This window comes from Algoriphagus boritolerans DSM 17298 = JCM 18970 (assembly GCF_900108085.1).
Classification (GTDB): Bacteria; Bacteroidota; Bacteroidia; order Cytophagales; family Cyclobacteriaceae; genus Algoriphagus; species Algoriphagus boritolerans.
On the sequence record NZ_FNVR01000007.1, the window covers coordinates 117830 to 134259 of the forward strand.

15 protein-coding genes and 1 pseudogene are annotated in these 16430 nt (G+C 42.8%); 6 read left to right on the forward strand and 10 right to left on the reverse strand.

What is annotated here, in order from left to right:
- Positions 1 to 10: 10 nt before the first annotated feature.
- From C4S61_RS08835 to metF, 3 genes are all read left to right on the forward strand, one after another.
- Positions 11 to 1066, forward strand: a complete 1056-nt coding sequence (locus tag C4S61_RS08835) for a homocysteine S-methyltransferase family protein (RefSeq protein WP_103924429.1) — start codon at positions 11 to 13, stop codon at positions 1064 to 1066.
- Between the two features lie 10 nt (positions 1067 to 1076).
- Entirely contained in the window at positions 1077 to 3761 is a 2685-nt protein-coding gene (metH, locus tag C4S61_RS08840; protein ID WP_235009897.1) for a methionine synthase, read from the forward strand.
- A gap of 87 nt (positions 3762 to 3848) precedes the next feature.
- Entirely contained in the window at positions 3849 to 4802 is a 954-nt protein-coding gene (gene metF, locus C4S61_RS08845) for a methylenetetrahydrofolate reductase [NAD(P)H] (protein ID WP_103924431.1), read from the forward strand.
- 54 nt (positions 4803 to 4856) lie between these two features.
- Here the strand turns inward: metF and C4S61_RS08850 are convergent, their stop codons facing one another.
- Entirely contained in the window at positions 4857 to 5378 is a 522-nt protein-coding gene (locus C4S61_RS08850; protein WP_103924432.1) for a hypothetical protein, read from the reverse strand.
- A 306-nt stretch (positions 5379 to 5684) separates the two neighbouring features.
- On the opposite strand from C4S61_RS08850, the gene C4S61_RS08855 reads away from it, so the two are divergent.
- The 3 genes and pseudogenes from C4S61_RS08855 to C4S61_RS21660 form a co-directional block, all read left to right on the forward strand.
- On the forward strand, positions 5685 to 6536 hold the full coding sequence (locus C4S61_RS08855) for a hydroxymethylglutaryl-CoA lyase (RefSeq protein ID WP_103924433.1): 852 nt from the start codon (positions 5685 to 5687) through the stop codon (positions 6534 to 6536).
- 3 nt (positions 6537 to 6539) lie between these two features.
- On the forward strand, positions 6540 to 7091 hold the full coding sequence (locus C4S61_RS08860) for a PepSY-associated TM helix domain-containing protein (RefSeq protein ID WP_103924434.1): 552 nt from the start codon (positions 6540 to 6542) through the stop codon (positions 7089 to 7091).
- A gap of 80 nt (positions 7092 to 7171) precedes the next feature.
- Positions 7172 to 7288 (forward strand): annotated as a pseudogene (locus C4S61_RS21660) (Uma2 family endonuclease); the annotation flags it as partial.
- 106 nt (positions 7289 to 7394) lie between these two features.
- Here C4S61_RS21660 and dprA read toward each other — a convergent pair.
- From dprA to C4S61_RS08915, 9 genes are all read right to left on the reverse strand, one after another.
- Complete coding sequence (gene dprA, locus C4S61_RS08870; protein WP_103924436.1) at positions 7395 to 8522, reverse strand: DNA-processing protein DprA; 1128 nt, start codon at positions 8520 to 8522, stop codon at positions 7395 to 7397.
- Positions 8494 to 8847 carry a MerR family transcriptional regulator gene (locus tag C4S61_RS08875; protein ID WP_103924437.1) on the reverse strand — a complete coding sequence of 118 codons (354 nt, stop codon included), beginning with the start codon at positions 8845 to 8847 and terminating at the stop codon, positions 8494 to 8496. The genes dprA and C4S61_RS08875 overlap by 29 nt, the downstream gene beginning before the upstream one ends.
- A gap of 137 nt (positions 8848 to 8984) precedes the next feature.
- Entirely contained in the window at positions 8985 to 9689 is a 705-nt protein-coding gene (locus tag C4S61_RS08880; RefSeq protein WP_103924438.1) for a 16S rRNA (uracil(1498)-N(3))-methyltransferase, read from the reverse strand.
- A gap of 82 nt (positions 9690 to 9771) precedes the next feature.
- Complete coding sequence (locus tag C4S61_RS08885; protein WP_103924439.1) at positions 9772 to 11580, reverse strand: DEAD/DEAH box helicase; 1809 nt, start codon at positions 11578 to 11580, stop codon at positions 9772 to 9774.
- A 584-nt stretch (positions 11581 to 12164) separates the two neighbouring features.
- Positions 12165 to 12956, reverse strand: a complete 792-nt coding sequence (locus C4S61_RS08895) for a queuosine precursor transporter (RefSeq protein ID WP_103924441.1) — start codon at positions 12954 to 12956, stop codon at positions 12165 to 12167.
- 9 nt (positions 12957 to 12965) lie between these two features.
- Positions 12966 to 13889 (reverse strand): ribonuclease Z, encoded by a 924-nt coding sequence (locus tag C4S61_RS08900; RefSeq protein ID WP_103924442.1) that lies wholly within the window; start codon positions 13887 to 13889, stop codon positions 12966 to 12968.
- Positions 13886 to 14263, reverse strand: a complete 378-nt coding sequence (locus C4S61_RS08905; RefSeq protein WP_103924443.1) for an STAS domain-containing protein — start codon at positions 14261 to 14263, stop codon at positions 13886 to 13888. The genes C4S61_RS08900 and C4S61_RS08905 overlap by 4 nt, the downstream gene beginning before the upstream one ends.
- An 11-nt stretch (positions 14264 to 14274) precedes the next feature.
- Positions 14275 to 15216, reverse strand: a complete 942-nt coding sequence (locus tag C4S61_RS08910; RefSeq protein ID WP_103924444.1) for a phosphoribosylaminoimidazolesuccinocarboxamide synthase — start codon at positions 15214 to 15216, stop codon at positions 14275 to 14277.
- 58 nt (positions 15217 to 15274) lie between these two features.
- Positions 15275 to 16384, reverse strand: coding sequence for a toxin-antitoxin system YwqK family antitoxin (locus C4S61_RS08915; protein ID WP_103924445.1), 1110 nt, complete (start codon positions 16382 to 16384; stop codon positions 15275 to 15277).
- Between the last annotated feature and the right edge of the window lie 46 nt (positions 16385 to 16430).

The following is a 16430-nucleotide window of genomic DNA, read 5'->3' on the forward strand; positions in this document are numbered from 1 at the left end:
TTACCAATCGATGCAAAACAGAACAGAAATCCTACTTCAGGCCATTGAAAAGCGAATTTTGATCCTCGATGGAGCCATGGGGACCATGATTCAGCGCTATAAACTCACAGAAGAGGATTTTAGAACCCCCGAATTGGCAGATCACCCAAAATCACTTAAGGGTAACAACGACTTACTTTCACTAAGCAGGCCGGATATTATTCGACAGATTCATCGGGAATATCTTGAAGCCGGAGCGGATATCATTGAAACAAATACATTTTCTGGGACTGCCATTGCTCAGGCGGATTATGAATTATCCCATCTTGCCTATGCGATCAATTATGAGTCGGCAAAGCTGGCAAGAGCGGTGGCAGATGAATTTTCCGAAAGGGAGCCTGACAAACCGAGATTTGTAGCGGGAGCAATCGGCCCCACCAATAGAACAGCTTCGCTTTCTCCGGATGTGAATGATCCGGGTTATCGTGCGATCACATTTGATCAACTCGCTGAAGCTTATGCTGAGCAGGTGAGGGGTTTACTGGACGGGGGGGTAGACCTTATTTTGGTTGAGACGATATTTGACACCCTGAATGCCAAAGCTGCTTTGTACGCCATTCAGGATGTGTATGAGGAGCGAAATATTCCTTTAGACCCGAAGGAAGGAGGGATTCCAATCATGATTTCAGGGACTATCACCGATGCGTCCGGTCGAACTTTATCAGGTCAGACAACCGAAGCGTTTTTGATATCAATTTCGCATGTTCCCTTGCTTTCTGTAGGATTAAATTGTGCCTTGGGCGCAAAAGAATTGAGACCATACCTAAAAGTATTGGCTCAAAATGCCCCCTTCTATGTATCAGCATATCCCAATGCCGGATTACCCAATGAGTTTGGTGCTTATGACCAAGGGGCAAATGAAATGGCCGATCAAGTCCGTGACTTTTTGAAAGAAGGAATGCTGAATATTCTGGGAGGTTGTTGTGGCACTACGCCTGAGCACATTTCTGCTTTGGCAAAAATGGCAGCTGAATTTAAGCCCAGAAAAATCAACGAAGTATTCGAGGAGGAGGGAAGCAATGTATAACAGGAACTATATGAAACTATCGGGCCTTGAGCCTCTAGTTTTTACCTCAACTATCAATTTTGTCAATATCGGGGAACGGACAAATATCACAGGTTCCAAGAAGTTTGCCCGGCTGATTCTGAACGGGCAATATGACGATGCACTCGAGATCGCTTTGGATCAAGTGCGTGGAGGAGCGCAAATTTTGGATGTCTGCATGGATGAGGGAATGTTGGATGGAGAGTTTGCGATGGTCAAATTTTTGAATCTTATTGCCTCGGAGCCTGAGATCAGCCGGATTCCGATCATGATAGACAGCTCGAAGTGGAGTATAATTCTCGCCGGATTGAAATGTGTGCAGGGAAAAGGGATCGTCAATTCCATTTCCCTGAAAAACGGGGAGGCGGAATTTATCCAACAGGCCAAGACGATCAAAAAGTTTGGTGCCGCTGTGGTGGTAATGGCTTTTGATGAAAAAGGTCAAGCCGATACCTACGAGCGCCGAATTGAAATTTGTGAACGAAGCTATCGAATTCTTGTCGATCAGGTTAAATTCAATTCTCAAGACATCATTTTTGATCCGAATATTTTCCCGGTAGCCACTGGGATGGAGGAGCATCGCAAAAATGCCCTCGATTTTTTCCAAGCAACCAAATGGATCAAGCATAATCTTCCAGGTGCTAAAGTCAGCGGGGGAGTGAGTAACGTTTCCTTCTCATTCCGTGGAAATGATCGGGTGCGTGAAGCGATGCATGCCGCATTTCTTTACCATGCAATCAAGCATGGAATGGATATGGGGATCGTAAATCCTTCCATGCTCGAAGTCTATGATGACATTCCAAAAGACCTTTTGGAGCGGGTAGAGGACGTGCTTTTTGACAGAAAAGAAGATGCGACTGAGCGACTGCTCGATTTTGCTGAAACGGTAAAAGCTGCCGGCAAAAAAGAAGTCGTCAACGAAGCCTGGAGATCAGATCCTGTGGCCAAACGAATTGAACATGCACTCGTGAAGGGTATTTTGGACTTTATTGTAGAGGATACCGAAGCAGCCCGACTGGAGTTGGTCAACCCTTTGAAGGTGATCGAAGGCCCGCTTATGGACGGGATGAATGTGGTTGGTGATCTTTTTGGCGAGGGAAAAATGTTCCTTCCTCAAGTGGTGAAGTCCGCGCGTGTAATGAAAAAGGCTGTGGCCTATCTTGAGCCATTCATGCCTTTGCCCGAGGAGGGTCAGGAAGCTTCCTCATTGAAGAAAATCCTGCTTGCCACAGTCAAAGGTGACGTGCACGACATCGGAAAAAACATTGTCGGAGTGGTCTTAGCCTGTAACAGCTACCAAATCATTGACCTTGGGGTGATGGTGGATTCTCAGAAAATCATTGATGAAGCGATCAAAAACAACGTGGATATCATTGGCTTGAGCGGATTAATCACACCTTCACTGGATGAGATGGTCAATGTCGCTTCCGAAATGGAGCGACAGGGACTGAAGATTCCATTGCTGATCGGGGGTGCGACGACCTCGCGAATCCATACTGCTGTCAAAATCGATCCGATGTATTCCGGTATCGTGATCCATGTGACCGACGCGAGTAAGTCTGTTCCGATTGCCGGTGAGGCAATCTCAGAAGAAACTAAAGATGCGTACCGACTTCAAATCAAGGAAACTTACCGGCAGCTAAGGGAAGAGCATGAAGCAAAGCAATTGGTCAAGCAGCTGGTGAGCTATGAAGAAGCCAAGGCCAATCCGGTAGAAATAAACTGGACGACCTTTGAGCCGGTGAAACCAAAAGTGCTGGGACGAACCATCCTAGACGACTTGGATCTTTCTGTTTTGCGAAAATATATCGACTGGACTCCATTCTTCAGTACCTGGATGCTGAGCGGGAAATATCCAAAAATCCTGGAAGACCCAATAGTAGGCAATGAAGCCAAAAAGCTATTTGCCGATGCGCAGGAGATGCTTGATAGATTGATTGCTGAAAAGTGGCTTTCTGCAAAAGCGGTTTTTGGGCTTTTTCCGGTCAAACGATCGGAAGATGATGCTGTAGTTTTAGGACCCGATGATGCCAACTTGGAAATTGCCAAATTCCACTTTTTGCGACAGCAGGGCAAAAAAGGAAAAGGAGTGCCAAACAGATCCTTGGCGGACTACCTTCATCCTGAGAAAACCGACTACATGGGCTGCTTTGCGGTGACTTCAGGTTTGGGGATGGAAACCAAACTCGCGGAGTTTCAGGCAGCAGGTGACGACTATAATGACATCCTATTCAAGGCTTTGGCAGATCGACTTGCCGAAGCAGCTGCTGAATATGTCCATGAGCAAGTGCGGAAAAATTACTGGGGCTATTCGACCGAAGAGGGTTTGGACAATGATTCCCTCATCCGAGAAGAATATCCGGGAATCCGACCTGCACCAGGCTATCCTGCCTGTCCGGAGCATTCTGAAAAAATCACGATTTCGGAACTCTTGGATTTGGAGAAGTCCATCGGAATCTCCCTGACTTCCAGTTTTGCCATGTATCCGACAAGTTCGGTATCCGGATTTTACTTTGGAAATCCGGAGAGTAAATATTTTGGTTTGGGTAAAATCGGAGAGGACCAAGTGGCAAGTTATGCGGAGCGAAAAGGGATCACGCTAAAACAGGCCGAGCGCTTATTATCTCCAAATCTGGCCTATTCACCCATTCAGACCGTAGCAACTTCAGTTTTATGAAATCGAGCCTGACGAATTACGTCATCCAAAAGGATAATGCCCATATGGCGAGATTCCATATGGCCTTTAAAAACAGATAATAATCATATGAAAATAACCGAACACCTAAAAAACGCCACTTCTACACTTTTTTCTTTTGAGGTTTTGCCTCCGCTTAAAGGCCAAAGTTTAAAAGAACTTTTGGAAGGAATAGCCCCGTTGATGGAATTCAAGCCACCTTTTGTAGATGTGACCTACCATAGGGAGGAATTTATTTACAAAAAGCATCCCAACGGCCTTTTGGAGAAGGTGAGTACCAAGAAGCGTCCCGGGACAGTCGGAATCTGTGCTGCGATTATGAGCCGCTTCCAGGTGGATGCAGTTCCGCACATTTTATGTGGGGGTTTTTCGAAGGAGGAAACCGAAAATGCGCTGATAGACCTGAATTTCATTGGAGTGGACAATGTGCTCGCCCTGCGTGGTGACGCGCCTAAGTCGGAGGGTAGGTTTATTCCAGAGCCAAATGGTCATACTTATGCAAGTGAGCTAGTGGATCAAATCGTCAGAATGAATCATGGCCATTACTTGCATGAAGAGACCGAAAACAGCTTTCATACCGATTTTTGTGTGGGAGTTTCAGGTTACCCTGAAAAGCATTTCGAAGCGCCGAGTATGAAGTTTGATTTGAAATACCTCAAAGAGAAAATCGATAAAGGTGCAGAATACATTGTAACTCAGATGTTTTTTGATAATCAGAAGTTCTTTGACTTTGTGAAAAGAGTGCGGGAGGTGGGTATCGATGTTCCGATCATTCCGGGAATCAAACCGATAACTACCCTGAGTCAAATTACCATGCTTCCACGAACGTTTTTCCTCGATTTTCCGGATGATTTGATGGATGAATTGGAAAAATGCAATACCAATGCGGATGTCAAAAACGTGGGAATTGAATGGGCTATTCAACAATCCAAAGAGCTGGTGGCTGCCGGAGTTCCATCGCTTCATTTCTACACGATGAGCAAGGCAGAGGCTACTTACAAGATTGCCAAGGAGGTGTTTTAGCATTAAAAAACCCGCTGATTTTGAAATCAGCGGGTTTGGTATTTTTTGAATGAATTAGGATTTTCCCAGTTCGTCAACAATTTTATTATACTTTTCTTTGCTGTCTTCGCTGAGGTTATTGAAATTTTTCTCCAACCAATCCAGACTTTCCCTAGTTGTGGATTCAATATTTGCAATGGTTTTAGCTCTGGTGGCAGTAGGTTCCTTGGAAGTGGTTTCCCACCACTTTTCGATGTTTTGAAGATGCATTTCGGCAGTTTTTTGGAAGTTTTCCTCTATTCGCTTGGCGTTTTCAATTGCTGTTTCATAGCGAGTTTCGATTAGTTCGATCTCAGTGATCTCCATTTTCAGGTCTTTGTAGACTTTGTCTGCTCTAGATTCCAAGCTATCAAATCTTGAATCAATTGCACTCCAATCGTGTGTCGGGGTAGTCTTTAAAGAAGTTTCCACGCTGTCTACAAAAGCATTCAGGTTGGCAGTTGCTGTAAGTCTGTCCTGTTCGGTATAGGTATTGGTTTCACACGCAATAATGCCGATACAAGCAGCACCTATCAGTAATGTTGATTTGATTTTCATAGTTGAATTTTGTTAAGTGAAAGAATTGATGGTACTATCACTTTCATTTGCAATTGGTCAACCAATTTTGAATTAAGTGGAAAAAGTGCCTTCTTTTTTGAAATAGCTTCATTTTGAGCAGAATGCCCCCTGTTTTTCTTGATTGTTTAATTCGCACATTATGGATTTAATGCCCCAAATTACCCCATTTGAGATGTTTGTTACCAGTGAGTAAGCACTTATAAGTCTGGTTTTCCGCAGGAATCGATTTTTTGCTTCAGAAGGAAAATTTTAAAGCAGCTCACAGGAACTTTATTACTTTCGGACATGATTAAATTGATCGAATGTCCCAGGGATGCGATGCAAGGAATTCCCGGATTTATAGATACTGCCATCAAAGCTGCTTACATCAATCAATTACTGGAAGTGGGATTTGATACGATTGACTTTGGAAGTTTTGTGAGCCCAAAGGCAATTCCACAAATGCGGGATACAGCCGAGGTTTTGGACTTATTGGATTTTCATGATTCCAAATCCAAATTATTGGCAATAGTTGCCAACCTCCGAGGGGCAGAAGAGGCACTATCATTTCCTGAAATTGACTTTCTGGGATTTCCACTTTCTGTTTCAGAGACTTTTCAGCAGCGAAATACTCATGCAAGTATTATGGAAGCTTTAAAAACAGTGGAAACAATTCAGAATCTTTGCGAAGTAAAAGGTAAAAAGCAAGTGGTGTATCTCAGTATGGGCTTTGGTAATCCATATGGCGATCCTTACTCACCGGAATTGGTGGCCGAATTCGTAGAAAAGCTTGCCCAATTGCAGATAGAGACGATCTCGCTGTCTGACACGATTGGTATAGCTACCCCTGATTTGATTACTCAACTTTTTGAAGTGCAGATCCAGGCCTTTCCGCAAATTGAATTTGGCGCACACCTTCACAGCAGGCGAGAGTCTATCGCTGAGAAGGTTTTAGCGGGATTGAGAGCAGGTTGTAAACGATTTGATGGAGCCTTGAATGGTTTAGGTGGCTGCCCCATGGCCAAAGATGATCTTGTAGGAAATATGGCTACTGAGGTGATGATTGAAACATTGGAGTCGGAGGGTTATTCCCTAGGTTTGAATAAGTCAGAACTTGTTGAGGCCATGAAACTTACTCATTTTGTGTTCAACTCCTAATTGATGACTGAACGTAGAATTCAAAGTAAAGTAAGATCTTTACGTTGGCTTAGAATACTGCACCGGTGGATGGGTGTTCCATTAATCGTGTTCTTTTTCATCATTGGAATTACTTCAGTTCTTTTAGCATGGAAGAAAAAGGCCGAATTGCTTCCTCCTACACTCCAAACATCGGTTGAGGATGGTTCTTGGATTTTGCCAGCTCAGATGATCCAAATCGGGGAAGGGGAAATGCGGAAAATGGGAAGGGATCCGGAAGTGGATCGGATAGATATTCGACCAGACAAAGGAGTAGCCAAGGTGACGTTCAAAACCCATTTTACCGAAGTTCAATTGGATGGATTATCCGGTGAGGTATTATCTATAGAAACACGCCATTCAGACTGGATCGAAAAGGTGCATGATGGTAGTATCGTCGATTTTTACCTTGGAGGTGATGAGGCGACCAAATTGACTTACTCCACTTTGACTGCAATGGGCTTGATTTTGATGAGTTTGAGTGGGTTTTATCTCTGGTATTATCCGAAATTGATCAGGAAGATTAAGGGGAGGTAGGGAACTTTAATAGGCTCTTGTCCACAAAATGGTTCAATTGATTTTATCTAACAAATTTGAATTTTTTGTAGGTTTAAGTTATGGAAAATGAGGGCAAACACCTTGTAAAAGAGCCAGATATAGAATATAGACGCTACACCTATGCTGATTATTTGACTTGGGAGATGGAGGAAACGGTGGAATTGATCAAGGGAAAATATCAGTCGTCAAAACTATTTGTATCTGGAGATACAGTTGGATCTTCCTGCATTGAAGGATTCAGACTGAATTTGGAAGATATTTTCGAAGGAAAGCTTTCAATTTTTAAACCATCAACTTAAACTTTTTTCCCGGCAGGGACTTCACGATTCCCTCAAATTCAAGTGATAGCAATCTGGAGGAAAGCAAGCCTAAGGGAATCTCAGTCTGATAGCTGATTTGATCGATTTCAGATTCTCCTTTTTCCAAAAGTAACCTCAATATGGCAGTGTCTTCCTCATCCCGACCAGCCAAATCCAAGATTGGTTTTTTTATCTTTTTTTCTCCGGGTTTGGACCAGAATAAAGTCTCAGCGATGTCATTTGGTCCGGTGTAAATGGATGCTTTCATTTTTCGGATCAAGTGATTGCAGCCTTCAGAAAATGGGGATTGAAGGTTTCCAGGTACTGCAAATACGTCTTTATTGTAGCTGTAGGCGATTTCAGCAGTGATTAAAGCCCCACCTTTTTCTGCTGCTTCCACCACGATCAAGGCATCGGAAAGGCTGGCAATAATCCGATTTCTGGCAGGAAAATTTCCCGGCACCATTGTGCTTCCCGGAGCATATTCACTCATTAATATTCCGGTCTCCTGAAGTTGTTCCGCTGTTTTTTTGTGAATTGCCGGATAGATTTGAGTAATAGGCGAACCCATCACTGCAATGGTAGGCAGTCCAACCTGTAGCGCTGCCCGGTGGGATTCGATGTCGATGCCATAAGCTAAACCGGAAATAATTACCGGCTGATAGGGAAGAAGATCTTCCACGATTTTGCGAGTGATCGATTTGCCGTAAATTGTTGCACTGCGGGTACCGACGATTCCCACGCTTCGCTCGAAATTCAGCTCCCCTTTTCCCTGCACAAAAAGAATAACAGGACCATCCTCCTGCATTTTGAGTCTGGAAGGGAAGGCTGGTTCGGTGGAGATAATGATTTTAAATCCCTTTTTTTCGCTGAGGTTGATCAAGTCATCTGCTTTCTCAAGAAGCGATTCCGCTTGTTTCTGAATGGCTAAAAGTTTTTCTCCGACACGGGGGATTTTGGCTGCTTTGGCTTTATTCAGGCTGAAAAATGCTTGAGCGGATCCACTGTAAGCTAATATTGCCTTGAAAATGGCTGGGCCGACTTTGGGAGCCTGAGAAAGTGCCAAATGATAGCGTAGGTTTTCAGGATCTGTTTCGGGCTTTAAGTTCATTCTTAAGATTAATTAAAAAGTCCTTGATTTCCTGAAGCTTCTGAACAGCTGCTACCTTGTCAAATCCTTGGGTTTTACCTGCAGCAATGACTTCCTGCGCACCCTGAAGGGTATATCCCTTTTCTTTTACCAAATGGTAAACGTATCGGATCTTTTGGATATCATCTTTAGTGTAGCGCCGGTTACCTTTTTTATCCTTTTTGGGACGGATGATATCAAACTCACCTTCCCAATAGCGGATCAGTGATGGCGCTACCTTGAACATTTCCCCAACTTCCCCGATGGAATAATATTTTTTCTCTATTTCTCGCTCTTTATACGGCACAGCTTTTTGTTAGAAGTAACCTACCAAGGATTTTTAAATCGTTGGTGGGTTGGTTTTATTCAAGATAACTAAGTTAAAAAAATGCTCGTGTACTTCAAGATTTACTTTAATCTCTACAAAGAAAAACAACGATGATTTCACCGATTTAGTACCTGAAGCATCTGAACCGCGGCTAGTCCTGCTGTTTCGGTGCGAAGTCGGCTTTTTCCCAGTGAAACAGGTTGAAATCCTGCCTGAATAGCTTCTTTGATTTCTTTGGGGTCAAAGTCACCTTCAGGACCGATCAAAATCAGATACCTTCCTTTTGGATTTGCCACATCCATCAAATGGTTTTCGTGGGTCTCATCCACATAAGCAATGAATTTCTGGAAGCCTTCGAAATCTTTTGAGCTGATCAGCGCTGATAATTTTACCGTTGGATGAAGGACAGGTATTCTGAATTTCAAACTTTGCTTGCAGGCTGAAATTACTTTTTTGTGAAGTCGGTCCGTTTTCAAAAAGCTTCGCTCGGAGTTCATGGTCTCGATTAAGGATAATTCATGAAATCCAATCTCGGTGATTTTCTCCACCATCCATTCCATTCTATCAGGACTTTTGGTTGGAGCGATTGCAAGATGAATTTGAAAATCGTCTTTTGGAATTTCTTTCGAAGTCAGGACTTTCAGACTGGATTTCTTTTGATTTGCCTCCAAAATCACACAATTAAAGACCTGCCCATTTCCATTGGTAAGTCGGACTTGATCACCTTGTTTTTTGCGAAGCACCTTGACCAAATGCCGGGATTCTTCCTCGTCGAGATAGGTGATGGGGATTTCTATTTTTTCCTGAAAGAAAAGCTGCATGCTAAAACTGAAAGATGAGGACACAAAAAAAGCACATTCCGAGAAGAAATGTGCCTTTAAATTATTTTAACCTTAAACGAAATTAACCTTTTGAAATTTCCATGTTGACGGACTTTCCTTTGATCGTGTTGTTTTTCATTACTTTGATCACATGTTCTGCGTCTTTCTGAGGAACGTCCACGAAGGAGAAGTTGTCAAAGATGTCGATGCCACCGATGCTTTTGCCCGGTACGCCAGTTTCACCTGCGATTGCACCTACGATATCGTTAGGGCGGATTCTGTCTTTGTTGCCAAGGTTCAGGAATAAGCGAGTCATATTTGCATCGCGAGTTCTTTCTACTCTTGGAGCACGGCTTCTTTCTCCGTCTCTAGGAGTAAATTCTCTACGATCACCGAATCTTCCACTGCGCTCGCCGCCTCGCTCAAAGCGACCACCACTTTCTCTTTCGCCACGTCCAAAGCGGTCAGATCCGCCTCTTTCGCCACGTCCAAAACGATCACCTCTTCCAAAGTCACGTCCTCCGTCTCTTGATCCTTCCCTTCTTGCTCCAAACGTATCAATTCCGAAATCCTGCTCTTTCAATTCTTTCACGGTTTCACCCATGTTCATTTTGATCAAACCCAGCGCAATCTGTTCGATAGTCAAGCCTTCAGCCAGCATCTGTCCGATAGTTGCTTCGAAAAGCTGATTATCTTCCTCCACTGCCAATACCCTGTATACGTCCTTTACCAGTTGTGCTTTTTTAAGCTCAACCAATTCAGCTACAGAAGGAGGCGTCATTTTATTGATGGTAGCCTTGGTGAAACGCTCCAAATCTCTAAGTTTCATTGATTCTCTTCGACCTGTGATGAACGTTATCGCAGTACCTGACTTACCGGCACGACCTGTTCGGCCGATTCGGTGTACGTAATATTCCTCGTCCAATGGAAGATCGTAATTGAATACAGCCTCTACATTGTCCACGTCAATACCACGGGCAGCTACGTCAGTTGCTACCAATACAGAGCAGAGTCCCTTACGGAATTTACCCATTACTTTATCCCGTTGAGCCTGCGACAGGTCACCGTGAAGTGCCTCTGCCAGGATGCCTCTCGCCCCTAAGCTTTCGGTCACCTCATCCGTCATTCGCTTGGTATTACAGAACACTACACTTAGCGCGTAATTGTTGATGTTCATCAAGCGAGTCATCAGTTCCATTTTCAAAGAAGGTTTCACTTCGTAGTAAACCTGCTCGGTTTGGGAAACAGTCAGCTCGTTTTTGGCAATTTTGATGATCTCAGGATTGGTTTGATACTTTCTGGTCAAGTCCAAGATTGGCTTGGCCATCGTTGCAGAGAAGAATACCGTCTGTCTTTCCTGTGGCATTTCCTGAAGTATTGCCTCGATATCGTCTCTGAAACCCATGTCCAGCATTTCGTCAGCCTCATCCAATACGATGATTCCGATGCTGTCAAGTTTCAAGGTTCCTCTATTGATGTGATCCTGAACACGGCCCGGAGTACCCACTACGATCTGAACTCCTTTGCGGAGTACTCTGATCTGCTTGTCTATGGATTCTCCACCGTAGATTGCTACGGAGTTGATGCTTCTGTGATACTTGGATAGTTTTTGGATTTCTCCTTCTACCTGTACAGCAAGTTCACGGGTCGGGCAAAGGATGATAGCCTGGGGCTTGTTCAATTCTGAATCGACCAGATCGATAATAGGAATTCCAAATGCCGCAGTTTTACCAGTACCGGTTTGAGCCTGACCGATTAGATCTCGACCCTCCAATATGAAAGGAATAGCTTGTGATTGAATTGGGGAAGGGGTTGTAAAACCCATTTCTTCCACCGCCCGCAAGATTTCTGACGAAATCCCCAGGTCTGAGAATTGTGTTGTAATTTCCATGAATGTTTTCCTTACTTTTTCTTGCCATGTTATCCTAAATCCCAGACAAGCGACAGTAAGGATTCACGGCTCGAAAAATAGCTGTGTCAAAATTGACGATGCAAAAGTAGGATTAATAATTTGGAAATCCAATAGCTGTGTCAAAGATTTTAGAATATTCTGAATGATTGGAGGGTTAAAAACGAAATAAATTTGGTTTCAATCGATTTCGGAGGTTAGTAAGGGAGATTTGTTCTGCTAAAAAAATAAAATTACCTCTCACAAATCCTTCTTTGCTTCTTCCTCTCCTTAAGAAGACAACCAATCTTTGGTCAGAGATTTTTCTGATAGCTTGTTTGTTTCAACAGGTTCATTTACTTCGTATTTCGAAAGTTCGGATTCTAAAAATGAATGAATTTCTTTTTTTTTTATTGAAAAGTTTGCTTGATGACTTTAGCAAGTCCCCTAAAGATATATTTAGCGCAAGTGTTGTCATAAGCTAAAGTTAAGTTTTCTCTTGTTAGAAAATTGATTTTTAGGATCCAATGAAAATTTGGCGCTTAAAATTTTCCAATTTTCCAATTTTTCAATTTTCCAATATCCATTCACAAAAACGACCGATCCATACTTGCCTCCTTAGTCATATTCTCCGCCAGTTCTTTGCCTAAATACCGATCAATCAATCCATGACCGACATAGAGAAGTGGCGTCAGAAGTATTGCTACAGTAAACTTGTAGGCATAATTGATCAACCCAACAGCTATAATCTGACTGATACTCCAATTTCCAAAAACATAAAAGGCGATTCCGAGGACAACAAATGAATCAATAAATTGAGAAACCAGAGTCGATCCAGTTGCTCTCAGCCAGATCATCTTTGGTCCGGTCAAAGCACGGAGACGCTGAAAAACAAACACGTCAATCAATTGCCCCAACAAAAATGCCGTCAGGGAACCGATAATTATCCCCAAACCCTGTCGGAAAATGGTGTTGAATGCGTAATTAATATCAAAATCTTCCCCGGTGGGAGTTTGAGCATTGACATCCATCCAGAAGTCAGCGGGTACCAAAACAGTAACGATACTAATGACCAGGAAAACGTAAGCAATTAATCCCGCAGTGATATAACTGATTTTTCTAACGCCTTTTTTTCCAAAATATTCATTGATAATATCTGTTGTGATAAAAACAATGGGCCAAATCACAGCCCCTGCGGTCAGATTAAAGTCCAGTACATACTCTCCGAAAAAAGTCCAATTGACAGGCTCAAAACCCAGCGTTTTTTCTCCTGAAAAAATCTTTACCCCGATAATTTCTGCCAAGATTGCATTGGTTAGAAAAATTGATCCCAGGATAATAAATAGGTTGGTTTTTCGGCTTTGCTGGATTTTATTCATCGGTCAGGATCAGGGCAAGATGGAGTAGGTTTTTCCTTCTTCACTCAATTCAGATTCGGCAAAGACAGTTTTTGCCTCGTTCAGCATTTCATCCAATCCCACATAGCGGGAGGAAAAGTGACCTAAAAGCAAGGATTTTGCCTTTAGGTGATTTGCCATTTTTGCTGCCTGTTTTGCAGTGCTATGTAATGTCACTTTTGCTCTTTCTGCATCGGATTCCATAAAGGTTGACTCGTGATATAGTAAAGTCGGACTGTCCAGATAGGAGCTTAGTTTTGGTTCAAAACAAGTATCTGAGCAAAAGGCATAACTCCGTAGTGGCAAAGGCGGAATGATATATTCTCTGACCAGGTAGTTGATTCCGTTTTCATCTGTGAAATCCTTACCGATTCTCAGGCTTTGGATGGCTGAAAGCGGAATTTTCTTTTCCTGTAGTTTTTCTTTGTTCAGATTTCGAAGTCCTTCTTTTTCCCGGATCAAAAAACCGGTGGTAGGTAATCTGTGAGTCAGTGGGAAACTATGGACTGTAAATCGAGGATGATTCAGGAGAAGATTTAATCCGTCTGTTTTGGTTTCTACAAAAGTGAGGGGGTAAGTGAGCCTCGTATTGCTCCAGCGAAACTGAGTGGTGATAATCTCATCCAGCCCTTTTGGGCCAAAAATTGTGAGCGGTTTGGTCCGTTTGGAAAGATTGTTACTGGATAAAACTCCCAACAAACCCAAGTAATGATCACCGTGTAAATGGGAAATAAAAATATGTGAGATTTTGGAGGATTTAATTCGATACTTCTGCATCTGAATCTGCGTGCCTTCACCACAGTCCAGCAATAAACACACCTGCCCAAATCTGACGACTTGGGCAGTATGATTCCTTCCATGCACCGGGATGGAGGAAGTGTTTCCTAAAATGGTGATTTCAAAATCAGGGATCAAGCCTTTTCTTCTTCTTTGCCGCCTTCAATTTCATGGATGAAAATTGCTTCTCCTGCTTCCTCAAGCGTAGTTACCAGATTCAATTTTTTGTCCAACATGGAGATTTTCAACAGCTTCATTACATGGTCCTGAACTCCTGAGATGATAAAAATACCACCGTTTCGTCCAAATTCTCTGTCACCTACAAGTAGTGCGCTCAAGCCGCTGGAATCCACATATTTCACCAGACTCATGTCGAGCACGATATTGGAGTGCCCTTCAGCGTGAATGGTCAGCAATTCGGATTTTAATTTGGGAGCAATAAGAGAATCGATTTTCTCCTCAAGTGGCTTTAGCACTACGTATTGCTCTTTCTTATCGATGGTGTATTTCATTATAGTTGGATTTATAGGCCTAAATGTGCCAGAATTGCTTTTTCTATTCTATGTTCAATTTGTTGTGTATCTGCTTTCTCGAATTTTTCTCCGGTGATCTGTTCGAAAAGCTCAATATAGCGATCCGAGATGCTTTCTACAATTTCATTTGTCATTTCCGGGATGGTTTGCCCTTCTTTTCCCTGAAATCCATTTGCGATGAGCCACTGTCTCACAAATTCCTTGGACAGCTGCTTCTGGGGTATTCCCTTTTCCTGATTTTCTTCGTAGCTATCTGCATAGAAGTACCGCGATGAATCCGGTGTGTGAATTTCATCAATAAGAAGAATTTCGTCTACAAACTTACCAAATTCATATTTGGTATCAACCAAAATCAATCCTTTCGCTTTGGCCATTTCCTGACCGCGTTGGAAGAGCGCCCGGGTGTAATTTTCCAATACAAGATAATCCGCCTCACTTACAATTCCCTGAGCTAAGATATCTTCCCTGCTGATGTCCTCATCATGACCCTCCGAAGCTTTGGTAGTTGGTGTAATTATCGGCCCCGGAAAGGGATCATTTTCCCTTAACCCTTCTGGCATTGCAACTCCGCATAGCGTTCGCTTGCCTGCTTTGTACTCCCTGGCGGCATGTCCAGCCATATAACCACGGATCACCATCTCTACCTTGAATGGTTCGCAGCGCTTACCAATCGTGACGCTCGGATCCGGCGTGGCTGTCACCCAATTGGGAACTATATCTGCGGTGGCTCTAAGAAAAGTTGCCGCAATCTGATTTAATACCTGCCCTTTGTAAGGAATGGGTTTAGGTAGAACTACATCAAATGCAGAAATTCGGTCGGATGCTACCACTATGAGCTCTTTCTCAAAGATATATACGTCTCGAACCTTTCCTTTGTAAAAACCCACCTGGCCGGGAAAATTGAAATGGGTTTCTTTAATGGCGTTGCTCATGTGATATTCGTTTCGGCAAAAATATAAAAATGACTTTCCTCTGTGTTAGACTTCGGATTTATTTCTTGATTTTATTTCCGTTTTCCCAAATTTCAGTTTTTGTCAGCTGACCAGATTCATCAAACAGCTCACGGGTTCCGTTTAGCCTTCCTTTTGAATAGTTTCTGATTTCCATTAAGTTACCATTTTCATTAAAAATCTTTACTTCACCCTCCTCCAATTCATTCACAAAGCGGATGGAAGAAGCTAATTGTTCATTTGAAAAATAATTTTCCTCCAATACTTTAGCTCCTTGCCCGTTATAGGTAATCCGTTGACGCACTTTTCCATTCGGATGAAAATAGACGATAGGCAGTGACGGAATTCCTTTCTGATAAATTGCCTTCATTCTGATCGATCCATCCGGAAAATACTCGATCATCTCGCCTTCAGGTTGGCCTTTTTTGTAGGTAGCCCTTCGCTCTGGCTTGCCGTCAGGGTAGTTTAATTCATAGCTTCCATTTAGTTCTCCGGAGCGAAATTCCCGTACAGCCTTGATGGTGCCTTCGGGGAAATATTGCAGCTCTTTGCCGTCAATTACTCCTCGGGAATAATTGGTGCTGAATACCAATTGCCCGGATTCATCAAACTCCTCGTAGGTGCCATGGTATTGACCCATGGAGAAATTTATTTTAGTTTTTGGATTCGCATTTGGATAAAAAGCTTCCGATAGTCCATCCGGCTTGTTGTTTTTGAAGATGGTTCGATCTCTGACTGTCCCATCTTCAAAATAAGAAGTGACTGGACCTTCGAGTTGATTATTGACAAAATTTGACTCTTGACTCAAGCCCCCACCCGGAAAGTAACTGAGCGATTTGCCTTCCCGTAAGTTGTTTTGAAAATTCACAATCCGAAGGGTATCTCCAGTTTCAGGATTTAAGTCATAAAATGGGCCGTTTCGTTGATCATTTTTGAGATTTCCGATCAAAATCAAATTTCCGTTGATATCAAAAAGGCGAACCTCACCTTCAGCTTTTCCATTGATTTTGGTCAGAATCTCTTTGATGTGGAGAGACTCCTCGTCGTAATAAGTCCGAATGGTATCTTGACCAAAACACAGTGAAAAAACACTCTGAATAATCAAAATCAAAAAGCTTAGTAGAAAAATATTTTTAGAATAATGGATCATGATTTGGGCAATTGGAATGGTGAGAAGTGGCTATCCAAAAGTTGAT

What these genes read in the sequence shown, in the direction of transcription:
- C4S61_RS08835 (WP_103924429.1), top strand. Translation starts at nt 11, where the DNA reads ATGCAAAACAGAACAGAAATCCTACTTCAGGCCATTGAAAAGCGAATT.
- metH (WP_235009897.1), top strand. Translation starts at nt 1,077, where the DNA reads ATGAAACTATCGGGCCTTGAGCCTCTAGTTTTTACCTCAACTATCAAT.
- metF (WP_103924431.1), top strand. Translation starts at nt 3,849, where the DNA reads ATGAAAATAACCGAACACCTAAAAAACGCCACTTCTACACTTTTTTCT.
- C4S61_RS08850 (WP_103924432.1), bottom strand. Translation starts at nt 5,378, where the DNA reads ATGAAAATCAAATCAACATTACTGATAGGTGCTGCTTGTATCGGCATT.
- C4S61_RS08855 (WP_103924433.1), top strand. Translation starts at nt 5,685, where the DNA reads ATGATTAAATTGATCGAATGTCCCAGGGATGCGATGCAAGGAATTCCC.
- C4S61_RS08860 (WP_103924434.1), top strand. Translation starts at nt 6,540, where the DNA reads ATGACTGAACGTAGAATTCAAAGTAAAGTAAGATCTTTACGTTGGCTT.
- dprA (WP_103924436.1), bottom strand. Translation starts at nt 8,522, where the DNA reads ATGAACTTAAAGCCCGAAACAGATCCTGAAAACCTACGCTATCATTTG.
- C4S61_RS08880 (WP_103924438.1), bottom strand. Translation starts at nt 9,689, where the DNA reads ATGCAGCTTTTCTTTCAGGAAAAAATAGAAATCCCCATCACCTATCTC.
- C4S61_RS08885 (WP_103924439.1), bottom strand. Translation starts at nt 11,580, where the DNA reads ATGGAAATTACAACACAATTCTCAGACCTGGGGATTTCGTCAGAAATC.
- C4S61_RS08895 (WP_103924441.1), bottom strand. Translation starts at nt 12,956, where the DNA reads ATGAATAAAATCCAGCAAAGCCGAAAAACCAACCTATTTATTATCCTG.
- C4S61_RS08905 (WP_103924443.1), bottom strand. Translation starts at nt 14,263, where the DNA reads ATGAAATACACCATCGATAAGAAAGAGCAATACGTAGTGCTAAAGCCA.
- C4S61_RS08910 (WP_103924444.1), bottom strand. Translation starts at nt 15,216, where the DNA reads ATGAGCAACGCCATTAAAGAAACCCATTTCAATTTTCCCGGCCAGGTG.
- C4S61_RS08915 (WP_103924445.1), bottom strand. Translation starts at nt 16,384, where the DNA reads ATGATCCATTATTCTAAAAATATTTTTCTACTAAGCTTTTTGATTTTG.